The sequence below is a fragment of the Bacteroides sp. genome, assembly GCF_052357945.1.
In the GTDB taxonomy this organism is placed as follows: Bacteria; Bacteroidota; Bacteroidia; order Bacteroidales; family Bacteroidaceae; genus Bacteroides.
Genome location: NZ_DAWCXD010000049.1, coordinates 1 through 23631 on the forward strand (window position 1 = coordinate 1; position 23631 = coordinate 23631).

Below are 23631 nucleotides of genomic sequence, written 5' to 3' on the forward strand. Positions count from 1 at the left end.
CTAATTACGCTAATTTTTAACTAATAAATCAAATACTGATTCGCATTAATAATACATAACTATCACTATAAAGGGAATCGGCAATCTCCGGATATTGTTTTCACGTATTCTTTATTTTGGCTACAAATATACCATTTGAAAATTATGTAACCAAACAAAAATGAAAAATCACAATCTTTGTTTCATTACAAAACCTTCAAAGAAGTCGTCCCGGTAGCTATTACCGATAGCAATTTCATAGGATTTTATAAATATATCATTATTGTCAAATGACTCGATATGATCGGTATTGACAATATAGGATTTATTCACCCGCAAAAAAACAGATTTTGGCAATAAATCGAATATGGCTTTCAGACTCATGCGAGTAATGATACGCTGGTCGTTCAGTTGAAGAATGACGTAATCTTTCAATCCTTCAATAAAGAGAATATCGGAGAAATTCACTTTGAAATACCGGCGTTCTGCCTTTACGAAGAAATATTCAGCGGCAACAATCGTTTCGATAGCTTCTTTTTCTTCTTTCAATAATAGAGAATGATAGGATAACGCTTTATCCACCGCCTTTTGAAAACGTTCCGCTTCGACGGGCTTAATCAGATAGTCGATTGCATCTACTTCGTAGCTATCCAGCGCATATTCTGTATAGGCTGTGGTGAAAATAACCAGTGTTTTTTTGGAAATCGTACGGGCAAACTCTATTCCTGTAATCCCAGGCATCTGAATATCCAGAAAAACCAGATCGACTCCCTGCTGCTCCATAAAGTCGGAAGCAGTTGCAGCACTATTAAAGCTGCCTATCAACTGGAGATTATCGGATTCTTCTATCAATAACTTCATGGCCTCACGTGCCAAGGGTTCATCATCTACAATGATACAATTCATAATGTTATACTTAAAATTACAGAATAGAGATTTTCATCTTCTTTTTGTTCCAACTTATAATGTTCAGGATACAGTAATCCTAATCTACGCTGAATATTGGCAAGTCCGATTCCACCGACTTTACCCTGCTGGACTGCAACAGCCGGTTTAGAATTCTCACACCGGAATTCCAGCCGGTGAGCCTCCACCTTAAAAAAGACATGGACATACGAAGAATGCTCACTATCAAAACTATGTTTCACCGCATTTTCCACAAAAGGAATGAATAACAAAGGCTGAATCCAAATGGAATCCACTTCTCCCTCCTGCCTCAACGTAAACTGGAAATTGTCACGGCGTATCTTTTCCAAATTCAGATAGTCATTCAGGAAACGGATATCCGAAGCCAATGAAACTCTTTCACGCGAACTGTCGTTAATCTGATACCGTAGCAAATCTTCCAGTTTAAAAAGTACTTTGGAAGCTTCTTCCGGATTTCTCTTTATCAGGACATTGGCATTATTCAGCATATTGAAAAGGAAATGCGGGTTAATCTGATTCTTCAGAAATGTCAGTTCGGATTGCAAAGTAGTGGACTCGAGTTCGTCAATACGCAGGTTATAACGCAACCAATGGGTAAACAAGGATATGGCTGCCGAACCTGCGGTAACAAAACCGATGGTCAGTATCCCCGAAAAAGTATTAATGAAAGTAGCGAATCTACCAGGATCTTTTCCGGGCAGAATTACTTCAAAGAGTAATCCCTGGGTGACTGAAAGGAAGACGATGACTACCAAATTCGTCAGGACGGCCGTCAGGACATAGTGACCTAAGCGGTTCTTCAACAGAAAACAGGGTACTAATATATACAGGTTCATATAGATTACCGTATTAATGGAAACAAAATATGCCAGGAATCCACCAAAACGCCGCCAAAAAGAAACTGACTGCAAAGGTTCGTACCAAAAGACATTAATAGTCATCAAAAGAACTATTATTTGCAGTAACAGATGTCTGCATGTCCGGTAATGAGGACTTAACAAAAAAGCTGTAACACTTTTATCTTCCATTCTTCTATGTTCTGTATTCAGGTTCATACTTCACCTCCTTTCAATTCCAACCAGATGCTTTCTGTCGTCAGGAATAGTCTGTAACGATTGCCATATAATAAGTTCAGTCTTTGGCGGATTCTTTCAAGTCCTTTATCTTCCAAAAGATTCACTTGTAGGCAAAGACAGGTGAATATAATTGTGTTCTCTTCTACTTTCAAATGGATTTTGAGAGAAACAGGGATTGATGTTCGCTGTTCGTTGATTGATTTTACAATATATTGCACAAATGGAATGAAAAGCAAGGGTGGAACCAGTGTTCTATTTACTTCTCCATCCGCAAGCAGTTCATAATTGAATTGTGCCTGGGAATTCTGTTCCAAGGTCAGGTAATTATTCAGGAAATTAATTTCACTACTAAGCAAGACCTTTGTTCTGCTGCAATCATATAGCTGATAGCGAAGTAGTTGACTTAATTTCATCAGCATCTTCGAAGCCTTTTCCGGTTCGCTCAATGTCAGTTCTCCCGAATGATGCAATGTTTTGAAAAGAAGTTCGGGGCTGACTTGTTCTTTTAGCTGTTCCACTTCCGAAAGAACGTGAACCTTTTCCATTTGTGAGACACGTTGATGATCTATCATCCATTCTTTCAGGAGAACGGTCATTGTTCCTCCTATCATGCAGAGTGTAGACAACATGAAAGAAGATATATAATCCATCACTATAGGTATGGAGAAATAGGAGGCACGTTCGTAAAATTCCGGCCAGCAGGAATAAGATACATATTCCGTTGCCATTTGTATTGCCAGGGCAAGCATCATTGCTACTGAAAGTAAGGATATGTAGGTTAGATAGCGTCTTTTCAGCAAAAACTTTGGAAAGAGCCAGAAAAGATTCAGATAAATAACTCCTATATAAGTCAGTAGATATAAGAAAGTGAATGTATAAATCCATCCTCCCAATATATCCCGATAATCGAGGAATATAATAAAAACCTGATTGAATGATATGGTAGCCAACACCATAATAAGCACCAGATAACGCGCCCATCGAAGTTCCGGACTAACGAGGAATCGATATAATAAAGTAGATTTATTGTCTGTTGTTATTGTTTCAGCCATCGTGTATTTAATCAGGGAAGATGTTTTATCTCCGGGGACGAAGATAAAACATTTTTCCGGTTGGACTTCTATATCGGTTATTTAAAATTCAAGTTTATAACTCACATTTGTCAATGTTGTAGAACCGTCACTAACATCAATTTTTCCAGTTTTCACATTATATTCATGTCCATAGTATTCTTTCGCACCGGTAAAGTTAAGTCCTTTCACTGCAAACTCATGAGAGACTTTCTTCTTGTTGATGCGGTAACTCACGGTATAGTTGCCGATAAGCATGGGAGAATATTGTTTAGAAAATGCTTTCGTTTCGTCATATTGCACCTCTTTATCAGGATGATTCATCGTTGCTTCCCTGTCAATCGGAGAATACCGGTCACCTCCTTGTAAGGTCAATTTCAGATTGATGCTAAGAATATTCTGTCTATTACGTCCCAGCATCCATTCCTTTCCAATCAGTCCGTTGATGACATAATTCCGATTAAACTTCGTATTGTACCACACACCGTCTCCGCCCCGGTAACGGGAATCGAAAAGAGAACCGGAAATCATGTAATAGAGTCCTTTTTCCAGGAAACGTTCTAAAGTGATGTCAATGCCTATATTGCGTCCTCTTCCTTTATTAACCAATGCGTCTTCCACATAGAAATCAGAGCGGTTGAGTACGGAATAAGAGCTGTCAGCCATCACAGGCACATCATGGAGAAATTGGATATAAGGTTCTATTTTCAGATTCATGCGATCGGATATTTTGTATCCAAAAGACAACATGACGTGCTGCGCTTTGGTGAAATCGAGTTCCTTGTTGACGGATTTGTCTCCTGTACTTTTCGTTTTCACAAAATAGACGTCCATTTTCTCCATACGGCTGTACATACCATAAGCCAGTGCGAAAGTTGCTTTCGGAGTAGCTTGCCATTTCAAACCAATACGGGGTTCAACAGACCACTTATTATTCAGGGTTAGAAATTGCCCGTAAATACCGGCATTGAGCGTCCAACGTTCCGTCAATCCTACAGAAGAACTATTGTAGGCAGATATCAGACTCGTATTGCCTTTTCCTTGAGATACGGTTTCCAGTGATTCGGCTTCATAAGGAGCAATGGCAAGGTTCATTTGATAGAACATGGCATTATACGTAAATCCTGTCTTATTAGTAAAACGGTTACTGAATTTACGGTTGAAAGTTGAAGTCAGTATCAAGTTGGTATGTTTCGAGTTAAGATCCATGTAGGGAGTAGATTCCAGAGAGTGGTTAAACATGGTTGCTCCTCCGTCCAGTTGCGAATAAGTACCGGCAATAGTGGTTTTCAGTGATGCGTCATTGTTGAAGAAATAACGGTGGCTGATACCTCCGGCAGCCATATACTGTTTGTCTTTTGATTCGCTACGGTCGCTCATATATTCCCATTTATCCGTATTCTTTTCAAAATCACTGCCGAATTTATCAATCAGGCTGGTTCCCCAGACAGAGAATGTTCCTGCTTTCTGTGTCGGGAAATTCAGTTTGAAGTTCAAGTCCTGATAGTCCATCTTTCCGCCCTCCAAGTTCAGAAGTCCCGTTGTGGAATACCGGTAATTGAAAATATAGGATGCTTTGTGCTTCTTGCTTAACGGTCCTTCGGAAGCTACATCAATTCCCATGATGCCCACTTGAAGCGTATTCTCATTCTTCTGGTTATTTCCATTGCGCAATTTCATATCAAACACACCGGATACCGCATTTCCATATTCTGCCGGAAAAGCTCCGGTAAAGAAATCGGAATTACCCAATACCTGCGAACTAAGAGATGAAAGTATTCCTCCACCCAATGTGGCAATATCCGCAAAGTGATTCGGGTTGGGAATTTCAACGTCTTCCAATCGCCACTGCAACAGATGGGGAGCATTGCCATGAATGGATATTCCATTAGAAGATACACTGGGGGCCACTCCGGCAAAGGAGGATACCAAACGGGCAGGGTCGTCAAAACCTCCGGCGTAGCGGCTCGCTTCTTCCACACTTAACATACGGGCCCCGGTAGTAGCCATCTTATTCATCGCCTCCTCTTTATTGGTTCTGGCACGAATCACTACTTCATTGAGTTCGTTTACACTTTCTTTCAAAGGAATTTCCAGATAAACCTCCTTGGCGGAAGTTACCAGTATCTCTCTGAAAATACCCGGCTCATATCCCATAAAGGTTGCCTCTACCGTATGCCGTCCAACAGGAACCTGTGGTATGCTGAAACGACCGAGACTGTCTGTTATCGTACCTGCTCCCTCTTTTTCGGATAATCTCACCGTTGCATACGGTATCGGGTGTTTTGAATCCCCGTCAATAACCATTCCCCGGATTGTCTGTACCGGCCGTCCTTTTCTCTGCGGTGTCTGACTAAACGCCACTGCGGATACCAACAAAGCAACCAACAAAAGTATCCACCCGCCATAACGATGTATTTTCCGGGTTAACTCTTCACTAAGAACTCTTTCAAAGGTTTTGAGTACTGCGCTGCATTCATCTGCGGAGATACCCGACTGAATAGATATTTCTTTTAATAATCTAGTTTTATTCATCTTCATGATTTTATTCTGTTTTTATTTCGTCACGAAGATAGAGTATAGAAGATTGCCGATTTTTGAAATGAGACGAATGCATCCCGTTTGTAGACAAAACGCAAAATTGATAAGACGAAAAAATCATTCAATCCATGAAATCTTACCAGAAACAGAGCCTTAAAAAAAATAAAACTCCATATATTCTGTTTTTAGAAAAAAATTTCTACATTTGCCAAATCAATATACAGCAAAACAACAATAGTGGCTTTATAGCGACACAATCAATTTAATATTTATAAAGTATGAAAAAGTTTTTATTTGTTTTGGTGGCCTTTATCACCATTTTTATGACTAGTGCTGAAGCACGCCGTATAAAAATCAACGTTCCAGCTAACATTCCTAAAGTCGCTACTTTGCCGGACAGTTCCTATTACAAGACAGATGACGGTTCACATTTGGATCTGGGTTATATTGAGAAAGATGGTAGCCGTGTATTAGTGCTGTTTTCAGAATCCAAACCTGACACCTATTATGATATTCCCGACGATTTTATAGAAGCTCTTCAGAAAGACCTCAATGTAGAGGATCTTACCAGTCTCATTCCAGAGCCATCCTTCTGGGATAAATGGGGAGGCAGTATTCTAATCTATGGCTTCGGTGCATTGATCGTTATCGGTATAATAAGTTATCTGAAAGATTTTATCTTTGGTATCCTCGGACTAGGCAAAAAGAAAAAAGAGGAAGAGGACGAAGAAGATAATGATTCGAAAGCTAACAGCTAACGGTTCATCCTAAGATTAAGTCGGGCAACTCCTATTCTGGTTAGTTGCCTTACCTATATAAGAAAAGTCACATCACTTTTAGAGGACATAAACCGTTCTGAAAGTGATGTGACTTTTCTTAATAGCACACGCCAACCTACCCTAAAAAGTCGGTCTTATCTTTATCCGTGATCTCCCGAATTACTTTACATGGAACTCCTGCAGCGATCACATTTTCCGGCACATCCTTAGTCACTACACTTCCTGCTCCGATTACCGAATTTCTTCCAATGGTAACACCACCCATAATATGGACGCCTGCACCAATCCAGACATTATCCTCAATCACAATCGGACGTGCATAGCAACCTCCCATAACGCGTTCCCGAGCATCAAGTGCATGATTTGCAGTGTACAGTCCGACACGTGGTCCCAACAAGACATTATCCCCTATTGTAATAAGATTCCCATCCAACATGATGCAATCAAAATTAGCAAAGAAGTTGTTTCCTATAGTGATATTAAATCCAAACTCACACCGAAAATTGGGTTCGAAGTGAACATTCTCCCCAATGTCTTTCAACAATTTGCGTAATAATGCTTCACGAACCTCTTTGGGTTTTCCATAAGTAGAGTTATAATCATTAGTCAGAAAAACGACTTGTTCTCTTCTCTGAACCAGTTCTGCAGACAAATCATTATACATAGTCCCCGACAACATTCTTTCATACAATTCTCTATTTTCCATATCTATATCATAATGATTGATTAAAGTCCTTTTGTAATCACTGGTAATCCGAAAAAGCCTTTTTGTAAAGTTAGTATCTTCGGTGCACCTGCCTTGGCCTTATTATAAGTGGAAAGTGACACATGCAATTCTTCCACAGCTCCATTCTCAAAAGCTACCTGCAAATAGTATTCCTTACGTATGCCATCCGAAACATAACGATGCCTGCCTACTCTACGGGTCTTCTTGTGTGTTTCTACATATTTTTTCTGTACCACCACTGTTTCTTCGTGTGTGGAAGCAGGATCGGCAAACCAATAATTACCGCCAAGAAACAATACATAACTGATGGCACCGATGCAAGCCAGATGACACAAACAATTAATTACTTTACCATCCATGGTTGTAAGCCATATCCATTTCTTATAGAATGGGATAGTAGCAAGAGCAATCAAAAGCGCCATACCAAGAGGTATCCACCAGGCAGTCAGTGTATCTTCGTAGATAACATATCCGATGCCACACGAAGCAATCAATACCAAAAGCATCAAAATACGAAGTGTTTTAACAAACAGATTTTTCATAATATCACCATTTTGTATGCAAATATAAAAATAAGCAACAAAAGACAGGCATAATATCATCTATATCTGTTTTTTTGACTCCAGCCTATCCGACTGGAGTCAAAAAAACTCTATTTATTCCATATCCCAAGAAAATTTCTTAGGTCTCTTCATCATTGTTTCATAAACATTGCCAAATCGATCGGTAATGCGAATACGAATAGGACTTCTGGCATTAGCCGCTTTCACTTTAAACATATGAGAATTATAATTTGCCAAAAATGCTGTAGGTCTACCGGGTAACACTCCTTTATCACTTCTAATTAAACGATACAAAGGGTCACGGGTCCAACAATGAGAAACATCTAAAGAACGCCCGTCCTCTGTAACATCCACTTTCCATTCAGGATCCCAATTATAGATGTTTATCAAAATTTCGTTAGAGTTTTTGCTTCCACCGAATTGTTCGGGAACACAATTTAAATCATAAACAAAAAATTGACTCTTCTCCAAATTTCTTTCAGCAGCCTTAAACTGCCATTGGAGGTTATCTCCGTTTACGTTTATTATCCAATATCCGGCAGGAGTACCATCTTCACTTATCAATCGACTAGTTTTCCCATTGATTTTCCAAGAGACAGCAGATGCGGAAGGTAAATTATGAAGAGTGATATTTTCCCCATAAACATAGTTACTACTTTTATGCGTATGCCCGGCAAAAACCTGAACCTGATTAAAATCTGCATAACAGGCTAAAAAGTCTTTTGCATTCTCAAAATCATAATCAGTTTCCAATACTCCATTCTTCATATCTGTGTATTTTAATGGAGGAACATGTATACCGACCATTATAGGAGTATTCTTCGATATAAAAGACAAATCCTTTTTTATCCATTCCATTTGCCGATCATCTATGCGATAAGTGAACTGATAATTCAGCTTTTCATTCTTTTCCACAGGTCCACCTGTTATGATATTATCCAGTATCATAACATGCCATGCACCAATATTAAAAGAATAGTAGTTAGGACCTACTACATTCTTATATGCAGATTCACCATAAAAATCCCAATCAGATATATTATCAATAACCTTGCGTTCATTATCATGATTACCCATGGTATGATATACAGGAATAGGAAAGTCTTTCATCGTTTCCAAATATTCTGGTAACGCATAATGATTGATATGCCATTTCACATCAGTAGTCATATCACCCAAACATATTGCATAAACAGGTTTATTTGCACGGGCTTTTATTTGTGATACAATATCAGGATAAAAAGTCTTTCCAAATTGTGGTAAATCATTATCAACACGGTCATTTGTCAGATGTATATCCGTAAACATGAAAATTTCACAATCCTTATTTTCTCTTTTAGTCAGATGGAAGTTCACAGTGTCCACTTCATTATATCCCTTCTTCAAACGAGCAAAATGATTCGGAATAATGCCTGTATGATCTACTTCATAGTTACCTGGAACAGAAATAAACACATATCCGTCTTCTTTCTTCGAATTAAAATGGAAATATCCTTCAGCATTTGTCTTCACTACTTCTACTCCATCAGAAACAAGAACATTGGAAACGGGTTTCTGACCACAAGTAACTTTTCCTACGATATTGTCAAATGCTACGGCATAACTGCCGTAAGCACTCAACATATATATTATAAATAATAATGTAAATGTTTTCATAAATATCAATTCTAATAGTTTTTAATACAACGAACTGTTTGGGCAAAAGACCTAGCCTGTGCTATACAATAAATTCTAGTATTTCCATCTAAAGGATCAAAATAAATACCTGAAGAACTTACATCCCAGCAAGTAGCGGCCCAACTATACAGATTTATTCCTTGATTAACTAGTTCACCGGTTTTATTATTACGTCTACCGGCTGCCGGAAAATAAATAGTTTCCATCCCTGTTGTTGCAGAGTTAAAGATAGCCGAAGCAGACGATAGTTTAGCATCGGCACTTTCACCAACAAAGTCACTCTGTGCATTACCGGACAATCTGTCAATGCGAAGATAAATACCGGAGTCCGTCTTGATACGACGTAATCTCAAATAGTACGCACCATCAGTCTTATATTTTTTAATAGCATAAATAGTAGCCTCATCTTTAGCAGATGTCACATAAAGCGCATCACAAAGTGTCCCGGTATCATCCAATATCTCCGCTGAATTTATTTTAAAATCAACGTTACTAAAATTACCAATGCCTGCAGAGTTTTTATATGGTAAAATCGTCTGATATTCTCTGTAACTTGGTACATGATAACCTTCCGGACAGGGGTTTCCCAAACTTCCTGTCCTATCTTCCCATGTTGTAGTTTTGTCTGCAACAGAAACGGCTGTATACCAATCCGTCGAGGATGAAGATGAAACTATAAATTCTTTCATGCCATGTGCCTGCTGTATCGTTATCCCCGGATCACTAACTGCAATACTAACTGTTCCAAAAGTTGGGAATGGAACATTCCTTCCCCATTGATAATAATAACCATACGTATCTGAATGAGTTATATTTTCTTCTGTTAAAGGCAAAATAGCTCCCAAATTCCGGTCTAACCATTCCATGCCATTAAATGTAATGGTAGAAGGCATCGATTGCTGAACTATTTCCACCGTTTCTTTCTTCTTCCCAAGACCGATTGTAAATGAAGCTGTTCGTTCCCTACCGGTAGTATTATCTTCCAAACAACAAACCCTCACAAGATTTTCCTCCACAGTAATACTATACCAAGATTCATTTCCCTGTTTCTCCACACTCACGGCTCCCGCCATATTAGTAGCCCAGAAAATTTCATATCCCCAGAATTTATCAGCTGTGAATGGGAAAGTCATTTTATTATTTTTCAGATGCACACTGCTAATAGAGAAATCACCATCAGACCAGTTAGGTACAAACTCCGCTTCCACTTCATTCCCGGATAATGATAAAATCATGTTAAAGAGGTATCCCGGATACATCGGATTGGAGCAAGGAAACTCTTTCTCGAAATCAATCCCGTTCTTTTTCCCTTTTATCAGCACAATCACTCTATAGTCAGCTGACGCACTGCTGGTACCCGGAGTATATAAAAGATATAACTTATCGGGAATCATTTCCTCCAATGCTCCGTTATCCACCACATTCACCTCATAGTTGACAAAACGCGATGTCTTCTTACTATAATCATTAATAAAAGGATGAGCACTTTCCGGTACATTCTTCAATTGCACGGAAGAAATAAAAAGTCCGTTTGTTTCAGAACCTGCCGCTTTATTCTTTATATTTATCTTCGCATATTGCGGAGCTAAGGTTATGCCGACATTCTCCATATCCGCATTAGCAACCAAGGCGTTTCCCATCATGACAAACGGAGAGGTCTGCTGTTTATCCGCTTTTATAGAAAAATCATTGATAAATTTATCATATACGGTCACATCAGAAAAATCAGATTTTGTACTCTCTGCTAACGAACACAAAACAGGATAACTGGCCCTATCATTAGCATTAGCTATCACCACTACCCGTTTCGTCCCACCTGTAGGCAAAATAATATTTCTATTCCCAATCTTAATACTCTGATTATGCGATACCATTTCAGAAGCATCCGGTGCAATATTCATTTCTTTATATTCCAAATAATTTCCGTCAGATGACACCTTGAAAATAAAGAGATCATACTTTTCCACTTTCAATTCTCCGGCAGTAGCGACAACCTGTTCAGGAGTCCAACTACCAGCCACAAATAAATCCAGATTGATACTTACCTCGGAAGCACCACTATCTGCTTTGCCTAATGTATCTATATCCTTATAGTCCACTTCACATCCTATAAACAACACAGAAAGAAGTGTTACCAAGAATGCGATATTTATTTTTATTATCCTCATAATTACTAGTCGTTTATTAATTAAAAATTCAACTTATCCCCTAAAAGAGAAGGAGGCACTCTGTAAAAGCTTATTTGCTCATTAGGATTTGCCTTTCCAAATTTACCGGAACCATTTTCATAAATGACACATACCGAACCATCTTGTAAGGTAATAATATCCGAATAAGCGGCCCGTCCACTCCAGATAACCAGCGGGGTAGTCCAAGAGATACCTCCGTCAATGCTCTTGGATATACAAAGATTGGAACGCGAAGAAGAATGATGGGTATTACTCAATAACAAAGTATTACTACGATTCTTATTTATAGGATAATTGACAATAGAACCTTGGCACCCAGGGTCAATCAAATCCTGATTGACAACAGACTTCTCCCACGTAGCACCTCCATCCTTACTAACAGCTGAAGCTCTATACTCAGAAGGCAAATCGTTTCCGTTATTATCTTTCACTACCCGACGCATATTAATCAATAAACTTCCGTCCGCAAGTTCAGTCAGGCTCGACTCATTCCCTCCTATCTCCGTTCTTCCTCCCAATTGCCAGGTAGAACCGTTGTCATCAGAATAGATAATATGAGAATAATTGTCCTTATTACCATTATCCCGATGGTTAGCTGAAATAATGATTCGTCCCTTTTGAGGAGCAAGCTGCTTTTGAATACCATGACAAGGTCCTGTAGCATACCAACTCCAATCGTTTTTTTTCAATCGGCTTGTCAAATCATATTGAGTGCTCCAAGTTTGTCCGTCATCATCCGAATAACAATAAAACACACGCCTAGTATGACCGTCAGAAGTAGACGAAACAAACTTGCTTTCCAATTGATTGGGATAACGTCCCCAACACCAAAACAAATATATTCTTCCCGTAGATTCAACTACAACAGGTGCCGGATTCCCACAGGTATTATCATAATCATCAACGACAGTTATCATATTGTCCCACGTCTTTCCACCATCCGTAGAACGTTTGACAGCTAAATCAATATCACCCAAATCTTTAGTACTTCCCACCGGAACAACAGGAAATTTATCCTCATTTCCCTCATAAAAATCAGCCTTAGTATTACGAGCTTCACAAAATGCAAGTATCGTTCCTTTTTTAGTTACGGTAAGTGCCGGTATCCGGAAATAAATATGATTATCTTTACCAGCCTCATATACAATACTTTCCACTATTTCACGATTATCCGGATAGTTTATTTCCGGATCTTCGTCTTCCTTTGGATCATCTTCTGTCGGTTCCTCCGGAATTACGATCCCCGAATTTGGACCAAATTTCAAATCATCTCCACAAGCTGTACATAAAATGGAGAAGATAAATAATGAGTATAATAATCTATGTTTCATCTGATTTCGTATTAATTATTAGTTATAGCCAATAGTTTGACGAATATTCGGATTATTCTCAAAGCAATCTGAAGAGATAGGCCATAACAAAATGTTGGTTTCATTTTGTCTTCCCAGTAATGACGGTATCTTAGTAAATACATATCCCATACGGATATAATCCCACCAGCTTTTACCTTCAGCAGCAAACTCTTTGAGCCGTTCATTAAATATGGCTTCATTTATTTCTTCTTTAGTAAGAGTAGACGGATAGTAATTTTCTTTTCCGTAAGCCCGTTGAGTAATCTGATTCAGATAAAAAAGAGGAGTTCCATTCAACTCATTTTCTATTTCAGCTTTAAAGAGAAGAGCTTCAGCATAACGATATATAGGAATATCTGATGTAAAGTAACGCGTATTATCTGTCCATTCACCCGTAAACTTATTAATCCAGGAATAACTGTTACCGGTTTCGGGAATAGTGAAGACTGTAAAAGTCGTTGTTGTACGAGCATCCTCACTGATTTCATTAATTAACGTCTGAATCGTACTACTTAAAGAATACCATTGGTCTTGACTTCCTGTTTTTACATTATTGGCATCCCGGTATTTCTTATCGTCTGTATATTTACTATCCGGAATCAGATAACTTGCCGGGTAACCACCTTCAGCCTCATCACGTTCAAAGTGCATAGTAAAGATAATTTCCGCACTGTTCTTACTTTTTATATCGAATATTTTTGAATAATCAGGAAGCAATGAATAAGTTTTATTCCCCAATACATTATCAACTGCTTCTGAAGCTCTAGTCAACGCATCTTTTCCAACATTCCTACATTTATACATCCATAGGTAATAGTCAGTAGCCAACATATTGATAGCAGCTTGCGAACCTGTAGTACGGTCTGTAACAGAAGCGGGCATCACTCCCAAAGCAGCTTCTATATCATTCTTCACCTGCTCATAGAGAAGTGTTGCATCTACTCTTGATGGCATCATATCACCTTCGTCCGACTCAATCCCTTCAAGCATCAATGGAGCGTCTCCCCATACCCTTACTATTGTGAAATACATGTAAGCCCTCAAAAAGTAAGCATTTGCTTTAATCTGATTACGCAAATTCTCATCCTGAAAAGTAACTTCATCCACATATTTGAGAATCATGTTACAATCATTGATACTCTTATATAAAAGTTCCCAGCTAGTTCCCTTTGTTTCAGACGAAGTAATTTTGTTACTGACTAATGCAGTTCCATTAAAACTGCCAAGCCCCGGACCAATTAGCCCTGAACGGAAATCACCCCAATAACTCAAATTTGTCTTATATGCATTCCTGAAAGAATAAAAAGATCCATACATGGCAGCTTTCATATCACCTTCATTTTCCCACATATTTTCAGAGTTTATGGTACTTTTCTGTATTACGTCCAAATCTCCGATACAGGAAAACAATCCCAATGGCAACAGAAATAATAGGAATTTTATTGTGTTGGTTTTCATTTTTCTTGTTTTTTTTAAATGATTAAAAAGTAACCTTTGCTGCGACAGACAGACGTCTCACTGGAGGATAATTACTATATGAACTATTATAAGTAGAAGCTGTTCCTATTTCAGGAGAGATTCCTTTCACAGCCGTAAAATAATAAAGATTACTACCAGACAGGGTCAATTGCAAATTTTCAATGCTAATCTTCTGCATCCATTTTTTAGGGAACCTATAGCTTAAAGCAATATCCCGGATACATAGATAGTCACCTTTATATGTAAATACGTTTGAAACTCTGTTGAAGTTACCTTGTCCAGTTCCCGAATCATTTGCCCAGAACTTGGCATACCGAGTAACATCTCCGGGTTGTTTCCAGCATTTCTCTACATCTTTGGCTAATGCATAATTCGTAGAGAAAGTAGCATAAAAATATCTGCTAAAACTTTCATCATAGATAGAATGTCCTAACGCATAATCCAGATAGACGCTCAAAGACCAGCTTTTATAAGTAAAGGTATTGCCAATGCTTCCGGTCACAGTCGGCTCGGTTGTTCCCAAACAAAACAAATCTTGATTTTTCGTTATCACTCCATCTTTATTTCTGTCAGCCCAAATATAGTCACCTGCAAATTTTCGACCTGCAACAGTCGTTCCATCTTTATAATTAAATCCTCTTGCCATCTGATCGTATTCTGCTTTAGCAGCTTCCTCATCTGTCTGATAAATTCCAATAGCTTTATATCCGTAAAAACGATATAACGGCTCTCCTTCTGCCAATCCGCCAAAAAATGTTCCATTACCATTAGAGTATATCGGATAGTCGCTCGTCCCCGTGCGATTCTTTGCCATTCCATTGTTAGGAAGTTCCAATACTTTATTCTTATTTTGTGAGAAAACAAATTTAGATTCCCATTTGAAATCTTTTGAATCAATGTTTTGCGTTGTCAGCTCTAATTCATATCCCCAAAAACGTACAGAACCCAAGTTAGTCTTTATAGACGCATAGCCGGTAGTATTCGGCAAACTCATGTCATACAATAAATTTTTGGTCTTTTTATTATAAAAATCGAACGATAAATAAACACGGTTATTCAATACTCCCAGTTCAAGTCCCAAATCCATTTGGGTAGTAGTCTCCCATGTCAGATTTTGATTAGGCAGAATTGTTCCTCTTACAGCAGCATTGCCATTGTATTTATAGGTAGCTGTATATTTTCCAAGAGCATCATTAACTCCGATTCCATTATTTCCTGTAGTACCATAACTAAATCGGGCTTTCAAATAATCCAGCCAATGCATGTCTTTCATGAATTCTTCCTCACTAATAATCCATCCGGCAGACATACCCGGAAAAAATCCCCAACGATTGTCCTTCACAAATTTAGAAGAAGCGTCATAGCGTCCAGTCAAAGTGAGTAGATATTTTTCTTTAAAATTATAATTAAATCTTCCAAAAAATCCTACTTCTACGTCCTTGCTCATAGTAGAGGAACCCAATGTTTCCGCTGATGCATCAATCGTGGTTATCTTATCACTACTACCTCCCGTACCGTAAGCATACAGTTTTTCATAATCTCTTTTCTGATAAGCATAACCTACCATAACATCCACATTATGTTTTTGTTGTATACTGAAATTATAACGGGTATATAGTTCTGTTTTCAATCGGTTTGTTTCAGTCCATGTAGAAGTTGCCTCACGAGCTTGCGAATAATAATTCGACCGCATAAACGTACTTTGTTTGTTCGTTGTATCATAATAAGACCCCGACAGGTTAACAGACCATTGTGGTAAAATTTGCCATTTCAGGTTTCCTGCTAAAGAAAGATATTTAGTTATATCGGAATCATCATTATAATAATTATAAAAAATAGGAGTCTGCGAGGTAGCATTGTAGCCTTGTGCCGGAGTGCCGTCTTCCATATAGACTATTTGCGTTGGAGTAGCTGATAATCCACGGGAAATGGCATCTCGTTGATTAGCATAAGCCTCTGATGAAGTTCGTTGAAAGTTTACATTGATATTGGCAGTCAGGTTATCGGAAATTTTCGCTTCAGCATTACTTTTTAAGTTAAACCGCTTGTAACCGGTTGCCAGTCCGACACCGCCATCATCCGTGTATCCTACACTGGCATTATAGCGAATTATATTACTTCCACCGTCTATATTTAAATGGTAGTTCTGCCAAAGAGCCGAACCAAACATTAATCCCTGCCAGTCAGTATCACAGAACATTAATGTCTTTGAAGGATCCAAAGGATCGGGCATTGTTTTCCAGCCATTGGGAAGTACATCTCCTTCATTGTAATAACGGGTGGAGTAAATACTGCCTCCTGTATTGGCAGATGATACAGAATAACCGGAACTTTGATTCCATTGTGGAGACGGACTGATAGCAATAGCCGGTCTTAACACATTGATATATTCTTCTGCATTTAAGAAATCACGTAAAGTTTCCGGTTCCTGATAGGCTACACTCGCTTCGAACGTGATTCTGGGAGCACTATTGAATTTGCCTTTCTTTGTAGAAATTAAAATAACTCCATTTGAACCTCGTGCACCATATATAGCTGTGGAAGCAGCATCCTTCAACACATCTATAGAAGATATATCCTCCGGAGTAATATCATTCATGCTTCGTTCTACTCCATCGACTAACACCAAAGGCTCATTGCTTTGGGTAATAGAAGAACCTCCTCTTACCTTTATAGAGAATCCTCCACCGGGAGTATTATTTGTTTGTACCACCCGAACTCCTGAAATTCGTCCTTTTAGCCCCTCCACTGGGGAAGAGATAGACATATCACTCAACACATCCCCTTTTACTTTAGAGATTGAAGAAGTAATCGTCCGTCTGGAAGCCTCTCCATAACCTATAACTACAACATCAGAGAGGGCAACTACCCCACTTCTCATTGTTACAATAATATCCTGCCTACCTTTGATATCAACTTCTTGCGTATCCATACCAATGTACGAGAATATCAATACTCCGTTAGCAGGTGCCTCAATGGTGAATTTACCATCAACATTTGTTATTGTTCCTCCCTCAATGCCCTTGACAAGAACCGAAACCCCTATTAACGGTTCTTTAGCATCATCCAGAACTACTCCTTTCACTGTTATCTTTTTAGGACTTGTACCCGACTGGCCAGGCGCAGCCTGAACCAAAGGATACCATAAATAGAGAAACATCAACAAGATTCCTACCATATGAGTTATCCTGTTATAAAAAAATTGTGCATTTAACATAACTAAAAAATTAAGGATTAATCTTTCATATCAATCGTTTTAGGTCGCAGACAAGTGACCAAAATGACCAGCATAACAAATACCAGTATAGCAAGCAACGCAAAATCGCGTCCCAAATGTCCGGCATCCATCGACTCACCCAGAAGGCTCGTAATAGTAGCTCCGGCAAATACACCACACATATTCATAATACCATAGGCAGTTGCCCTGTAACGTGCAGACACAAACTGACAGAGAATAGGCATATTATTTGCGTCAAACATACCAAAACCTATCCCAAACAGCATAGCCCCCATCACCAGTGCGAAAATAGAATGACCATATCCGATAAACAACAAGGAAGGTATGATAAGCCCCAAACCCATAGCACCAGTATATACTCTTCCACGTACATTTTTTAATACCCAACGGTCGGATATATATCCACCTGCCAACACGCCGAATAGTGAGGACAAAGCTATAGAAATAGTAGACATAGGACCTGCTACCGAAATATCAATAGATAAGCTGTCAGAGAAAAGAGTCGGTAACCAGTTCTTTGCCGCCCACCCCGGGGTGCCCGGTACACAGAAATAAAATAAGATAATCCAGAAAAAGACATTGGAAAATAACATTCCCAAGCTCTTCAATACAGGAATCTTTTTCATCTTCTGATTTTCTGATACACTTCCTCTCTCTTTATCACGCAGAAGAAATGCCAGAATAACACCATAACCCACACCTATAATACCAAACCAATGGAATGTTGTATGCCAGGAATAGATTGCTGCAAAAGTAGCCCCAAATCCACCGATAGCCTGTCCCACATACAACCCTGTCATATGTATTCCCACAGCCAACGAACGAGTCTTGTCTTTGTGAAAATCGGCAATCAATGACAAAGCAGCAGGCAAATACAACGCTTCACTAATTCCCATAATTCCACGCAACCAGTAGAGTTGATTGAAAGTGGTGGCATATCCCATCAAGTAAGTAACTCCTGACCACACACACAGACTACCTACAATCAACCATTTGCGGCTCATACGATCACCGACAATCCCCGATAAAGGACTCATCAGTCCGTATACCCACAAGAATACAGCCATCAGGCGACCGAAATTGGCTGCTGATTCCAATTCCCGCACATCCTCCATCATTGGAATTCGCATAGTGGAAAGCATTTGCCTGTCCATATAATTCAACAAGGCAACACCCCACAGCAGCCCAACCACTACCCAAGGATATATATTTGAAGTTTTATTATTCATGTCCGTTTACTTTAAAATCTCTATTAAATTGATTTTTATAAAAGCTAAATCCGACTGACTACTCTCATATAATATACCTATTGAATTTTCATCTATGGATGTAATGCAGGAATATCCGGCACTACGATATTGGTCGAAAAGAATCCAATGTTCTTCCGGCCAAGTCATTCCATCATCAAAACTAACTTTTAAAGTCAGATTATCTCTTGTCCCATAATTATTCGGATTTACAAACAGAAGCATGCTTTTCTTCTTTCCTTCTTCCATATACTCATGTCGATGCAGACTTGCCATACAAGTAGGTTCTACGAGTGCTCTCCGTGAAGTTGGATGTTCTTTCCAACTTTCTCCCAGATCAATAGTTGTGCAGATTCTACGACCGTTCACGTCTTTATTTCCTCTGTTCCGGCTATCACGCATGTTCAACATCAAGGCGCCGTCACCCAATTGTACGACACTACATTCCGTAACATCCTGATATGCAGGATTACTGGTCACCCACGTCTTTCCATGATCTTTACTATACGTAATATTCGAGAAAGGAAGCCCGTTTTCGTCACGTCCTTGTGTAGGAAATACCAACGTTCCGTCTGTCAACGTAATTCCCTGTCCAGGTGCAGGTGCAAATAACCACCATTCAGGGCGTTTCGTCTTTGAGGTTATATTATCCGGAAAGCCCCAGCTAAGACCATCATCCGTACTTTTTACTATCATAAACTGGGAAGTTTCTTTTAGCCCTGTTCCTGGTTGAGAACCTCTACCTTTCCATTGATGTGTCCAGTTCGTACTGTTTTCATTCAGACCTTCTATCCACTTTCCGTCTTTATCCAGCAGACCGTGCATCCACAATCCGGCTACATAAATATCACCAGTATTTTTATCTACTAAAATACAGGCATCACTCACTCCATTGTATTTCTGTGGTAAACCTCCCCATTCCCCCATATCCAAAACAGTTTGAATGGGTTGCCAGGTTACTCCCTTATCTGTACTACGATGAAGAGCAATATCTATATTTCCCTGCAAATCACGAGGATAATCATAGCGGGCATCAAAAATGGCCAATAAAGTGCCTTTATTACTAGTAGCTAATCCTGGAATACGTGATGAGATACATCCATCCTGTCCTTTCTGTCGTACAGCTACTCCTACTCGTAAAGGTTTACTTGTTTTATCCAAAATTGTCAGATTGCCTTTCGTGGTTTTCACCCGGTTACAATTAACCTGAACACGATGATCCAGTGAAACCGTATCTTTCAATGTTACGGCTACCCAAAAAGACAAAGAATCCTGATTAACCTGCACTTCATTAGTAAATGACATTTTTTGTGTAGCGGGAAGTGCATTACAAAGTAAACGAGACGTATCTATCAGTCCATTCTTCTTCGCACCATATATGGCAACAGAAACAATATCTGCCACATTCGTGCTCCCCAATAAATCCAGATCTATTTGCCGGATAACATAAGGTTGATTGTCTGTCCTGATTAAAGTTATCTTCATTACAGGATTTGCCGGTTTCTTTACCAACACAGGAATAACAGGTCTCTCCAATACCCATTTTATGTCTTTACCTAAAGATGTGACTGGTGACACCAATAACAAAATCATCGAAAATATGATAAATATTTTCTTACTTACTTTCATAGTATCTTTATTTTAGGTAATTTTGAACGCATTTAACTAGATTGGAGGGGATAGACAGAAAGTAAAGTAGCTTACCCCAGCAATACACTTTTACTGTCATCTCCTCTTTATTATCTTCAGAATTCAAAGAATTTTATAGCGTCCAAATCACCTCTTAGTTTTTCATATTCATCAACAGAAAAAGGTTTTATCGGCAACCGGCAAGAACCGCAATCAATACCTATCAGCTTCATAATCGCTTTGCCACCACGTACTCCGCCACCATATTTAATAATAACCTCCACGGTACGTATGGATTTTATCTGATTGTGGCGAGCCGTTTCCAAATCGTTCATTTTCATTGAATCAAAAATAGCCTGATATACATTAGGAATATAATTATACGTACTCCCAACTCCTGCTACAGCTCCCATAGCCAAGCCAGAAATAAGAATTTCATCATAACCATGCAATACTTCAAACCGATGTTGCTCCAACTCTATGCAAACTCCCATCTCCATCAGGTTATTATGAGTAAACTTAGTACCCACCAGATTAGGTATTTTCTTTTTCCCTTCCACCAAAAACTTATCCACCGGCAAATTAACCCCTGTAATCGATGGCATATTATAATAATAGAAAGGTAAGCCAGCAGCAGAGTGGCAAATAGGTGCAAAAAAATCAACTAATTCATCTACTGTTCCCGGTTTAAAAAAAGAGGGAGCAATTGAAGCAATAGCATCGGCCCCTACTTGTGCAGCATGACGTGCCAGTTCCATTGCACTTCGTTGACAGTTTGAGCCTACATGAGCTATGACCTTGAATCGCTTACGGGCAGAAACGAGCCATTTTTCAAGAATTAATTTACGCTCATCGATCGTCAATGAAGAAAATTCACCGGTTGTGCCGCACACAAATACCCCTTTGATAGGAGTCGATGCTATCCAATCAGCATATTTATCAATAACAGATAAATTTACGTCCCCATTCTCATCCAATGGGGTGAAGGTAGCCGCAACCATACCTTCCAGTTTTTCATAATTGTTCATAGTGCATTTAATTAGATTGTTATTTTACTTTATTTTCAGAAAGTTCCTTTCAAAATTAAGGGAGTTCGTATACCAGGTTGTATTTCACCGCTTACCACGTAAACGTCATTCCCCATATAAACCGCATTTGTCGTAACAGGAATAGGATAAGGGCAGTCTAAAGAATCCACCAAAGAATTTGTCTCTGTACTGATGACTCGTAGCTTACGGCTAAATCCCGGATGCTCGGGAGATGTAGGTAGTATTTCTTCAACTCCTCCCAGTAGTATTATCTTGTCTTTTTCATATGGAATAGCAGTCCCCGCCATTACAGGAAAATTACCAGCTATTTTGCCCCATTTCCTGCCACCTGGTTCATATACGTACCCCTCCGTATATTCTACCATCACTTCATTCGGAGCATAACTCCTTCCACTAAAAAGATAGAATCGTCCTCCCTGAACCACACTCACCGCATAGGCGAGCGATGGTCCCTCCCAACCGGGCATCTTCTGCCATCCTTTTTCTTTATGTAATAAATCAAGCATATAAAAATGATTGGTCGACTGTTCATTTGTCATAGTTTCCTGCCCCCCAGCAATATAAATACAGTTATCCCCAATAGCCCCCGTTGCATTTGCCAACGGAACCGACAAAGCCGGATAACTAACAGAATCTACTACAAATGAAACGCCCTCTTTTTTTATATGAAAAACTTTATCGCTGCATTGCATACGATCGCATCCTCCAATACATAATAACCCTTCCGGCAAGCATATCGAAACTCCATAAGCTAATGGGCTGTTAAGGAAATCATCATAAACAGTCCACTTCTCCGTGTGCAGATCATAACTATATAAAGTAGACCACCAAGTTTTAACTCCTCCCTCCCAAGGATATTTATCAGGAAAGTTGGCTCCTCCCAGCACTAGTAATTTATCCTCTACTATTCCTGAATATGCACCAGCCAATCCAACGTTTTTCAGCATACCGGTACATCCCGGAAGTAACAATGAGTTTTCCCATTGCATTACTATCTTATTTTCTCCTTTTCTCGAACAAGCCGTATTCATACATGATAAAATTAAAGATAAATATAAAATAAAAAAATACAGTTTTCTCATATACTATCTATCCTTTCTTCTTCGTTTTTCTCTGCCATCAATTCCAAACTCCGGTTCACTTTAAAAATCTTATAAACCTCAAAATGTCTTTCAATGGCATCACGATAGCCTTTCTCGTCTCCTTTTCTTATAAAATCCAATAAATCAGCATGAGTAGCTATTCTGCCGCTTTTACTCATCTCTATATTTATAGGTTTTAAGTAGTCTTTGAACTTTTCTTTCACATAGACAAGTATAGGATGAATGATTTCCTGAAATTCAGATATTATTTTATTTCCCGTAATTTTGTATAGTTTTGTATGAAAAGCCGATTCGCTGATTAACGCATACTCGTTATTCTCGAAAACAATTCCCATTTTCACAATTTCGCTCAATTCCTCAATATCTTTAGGAGTTATCTTACGGAAAATATCACTTGATATTCCTATTTCAAGTGCGATTCTGAAATCCAATAAATCCAAAATTGTTTCTTCACTCAAAACACGAGGATCTATCACTCTTTTCATTCCACCTAAAATGGAAGGTTCAGTCAAAACCATTCCCTTACGAGGGCGCGCATGAATCAGTCCCATCATTTTCAAACGACTCAAAGCTTCTCTGACAACACTTCTTGCAACTCCTAATTCTGCGGCCAGATTATTCTCATTGGGAATAGAATCTCCACATCTCAAATCATTCTTTTTAAAGTAGGTAAGTAAGCTGTCTTCTACCTGATCGATCAATGTTGTTTGATTAATTTCTATCTTCATATTATTAGATTTTATCATTTGTAGTATTTGTCTGACAAATAATACAAATACAATATTAAAAGATTTTTTTTAGAATGCAAGGGCATTATAATAAGAAAATGCACATTTATGTTGAGAAACATACTTTTAGTACATATTGAGCTCTCATTTAGAACAATAGCAAGAGCAGAGATACTCATTTTAAACATAGTAGCGATATCTACTTATTATAGTGAAGATATAAATTCATAAGATAGGATACCCAAAAAATAAGCAATTAAAGATACAGACAAAATCAC

General features: G+C 38.7%; 17 protein-coding genes. 1 reads left to right on the plus strand and 16 read right to left on the minus strand.

The window, feature by feature from the left end; translation table 11 throughout:
- Positions 1-168: 168 nt before the first annotated feature.
- The 4 genes from ACT8YW_RS11045 to ACT8YW_RS11060 form a co-directional block, all read right to left on the minus strand.
- Positions 169-885, minus strand: coding sequence for a LytR/AlgR family response regulator transcription factor (locus ACT8YW_RS11045; protein WP_120079779.1), 717 nt, complete (start codon positions 883-885; stop codon positions 169-171).
- Complete coding sequence (locus tag ACT8YW_RS11050) at positions 882-1961, minus strand: sensor histidine kinase (RefSeq protein WP_444104916.1); 1080 nt, start codon at positions 1959-1961, stop codon at positions 882-884. Before ACT8YW_RS11050 ends, ACT8YW_RS11045 begins: the two co-directional genes overlap by 4 nt.
- The gene (locus tag ACT8YW_RS11055; protein WP_004311232.1) at positions 1958-3034 is read right to left on the minus strand and encodes a sensor histidine kinase; all 1077 of its coding nucleotides are present in this window, start codon (positions 3032-3034) and stop codon (positions 1958-1960) included. The genes ACT8YW_RS11050 and ACT8YW_RS11055 overlap by 4 nt, the downstream gene beginning before the upstream one ends.
- Positions 3035-3115: 81 nt before the next feature.
- Positions 3116-5593, minus strand: a complete 2478-nt coding sequence (locus tag ACT8YW_RS11060) for a TonB-dependent receptor (protein WP_444104917.1) — start codon at positions 5591-5593, stop codon at positions 3116-3118.
- 278 nt (positions 5594-5871) lie between these two features.
- Between ACT8YW_RS11060 and ACT8YW_RS11065 the strand changes: the two genes are divergently transcribed.
- Positions 5872-6351, plus strand: coding sequence for a hypothetical protein (locus tag ACT8YW_RS11065; protein ID WP_122135884.1), 480 nt, complete (start codon positions 5872-5874; stop codon positions 6349-6351).
- Positions 6352-6487: 136 nt separating this feature from the next.
- On the opposite strand, the gene ACT8YW_RS11070 is transcribed toward ACT8YW_RS11065, so the two are convergent.
- The 12 genes from ACT8YW_RS11070 to ACT8YW_RS11125 form a co-directional block, all read right to left on the minus strand.
- Positions 6488-7078 carry a sugar O-acetyltransferase gene (locus ACT8YW_RS11070; RefSeq protein WP_444104918.1) on the minus strand — a complete coding sequence of 197 codons (591 nt, stop codon included), beginning with the start codon at positions 7076-7078 and terminating at the stop codon, positions 6488-6490.
- Between the two features lie 20 nt (positions 7079-7098).
- Positions 7099-7641, minus strand: a complete 543-nt coding sequence (locus tag ACT8YW_RS11075) for a hypothetical protein (RefSeq protein WP_444104919.1) — start codon at positions 7639-7641, stop codon at positions 7099-7101.
- 114 nt (positions 7642-7755) lie between these two features.
- Positions 7756-9318 carry a calcineurin-like phosphoesterase C-terminal domain-containing protein gene (locus ACT8YW_RS11080; protein WP_444104920.1) on the minus strand — a complete coding sequence of 521 codons (1563 nt, stop codon included), beginning with the start codon at positions 9316-9318 and terminating at the stop codon, positions 7756-7758.
- Between the two features lie 11 nt (positions 9319-9329).
- The gene (locus ACT8YW_RS11085; protein ID WP_444104921.1) at positions 9330-11507 is read right to left on the minus strand and encodes a fimbrial protein; all 2178 of its coding nucleotides are present in this window, start codon (positions 11505-11507) and stop codon (positions 9330-9332) included.
- A 20-nt stretch (positions 11508-11527) separates the two neighbouring features.
- The gene (locus ACT8YW_RS11090) at positions 11528-12859 is read right to left on the minus strand and encodes a sialidase family protein (RefSeq protein ID WP_444104922.1); all 1332 of its coding nucleotides are present in this window, start codon (positions 12857-12859) and stop codon (positions 11528-11530) included.
- An 18-nt stretch (positions 12860-12877) separates the two neighbouring features.
- Positions 12878-14338, minus strand: a complete 1461-nt coding sequence (locus tag ACT8YW_RS11095) for a RagB/SusD family nutrient uptake outer membrane protein (protein WP_444104923.1) — start codon at positions 14336-14338, stop codon at positions 12878-12880.
- A gap of 22 nt (positions 14339-14360) precedes the next feature.
- On the minus strand, positions 14361-17537 hold the full coding sequence (locus ACT8YW_RS11100; RefSeq protein WP_444104924.1) for a SusC/RagA family TonB-linked outer membrane protein: 3177 nt from the start codon (positions 17535-17537) through the stop codon (positions 14361-14363).
- A gap of 56 nt (positions 17538-17593) precedes the next feature.
- Positions 17594-18826, minus strand: coding sequence for an MFS transporter (locus ACT8YW_RS11105; protein WP_004304167.1), 1233 nt, complete (start codon positions 18824-18826; stop codon positions 17594-17596).
- A gap of 6 nt (positions 18827-18832) precedes the next feature.
- On the minus strand, positions 18833-20473 hold the full coding sequence (locus ACT8YW_RS11110) for an exo-alpha-sialidase (RefSeq protein WP_444104925.1): 1641 nt from the start codon (positions 20471-20473) through the stop codon (positions 18833-18835).
- Between the two features lie 116 nt (positions 20474-20589).
- Positions 20590-21501, minus strand: a complete 912-nt coding sequence (locus ACT8YW_RS11115) for a dihydrodipicolinate synthase family protein (protein WP_004300605.1) — start codon at positions 21499-21501, stop codon at positions 20590-20592.
- A 35-nt stretch (positions 21502-21536) separates the two neighbouring features.
- Positions 21537-22553, minus strand: coding sequence for a hypothetical protein (locus ACT8YW_RS11120; RefSeq protein ID WP_444104926.1), 1017 nt, complete (start codon positions 22551-22553; stop codon positions 21537-21539).
- Between the two features lie 47 nt (positions 22554-22600).
- Complete coding sequence (locus ACT8YW_RS11125; RefSeq protein WP_004304171.1) at positions 22601-23353, minus strand: FadR/GntR family transcriptional regulator; 753 nt, start codon at positions 23351-23353, stop codon at positions 22601-22603.
- Positions 23354-23631: the final 278 nt, after the last annotated feature.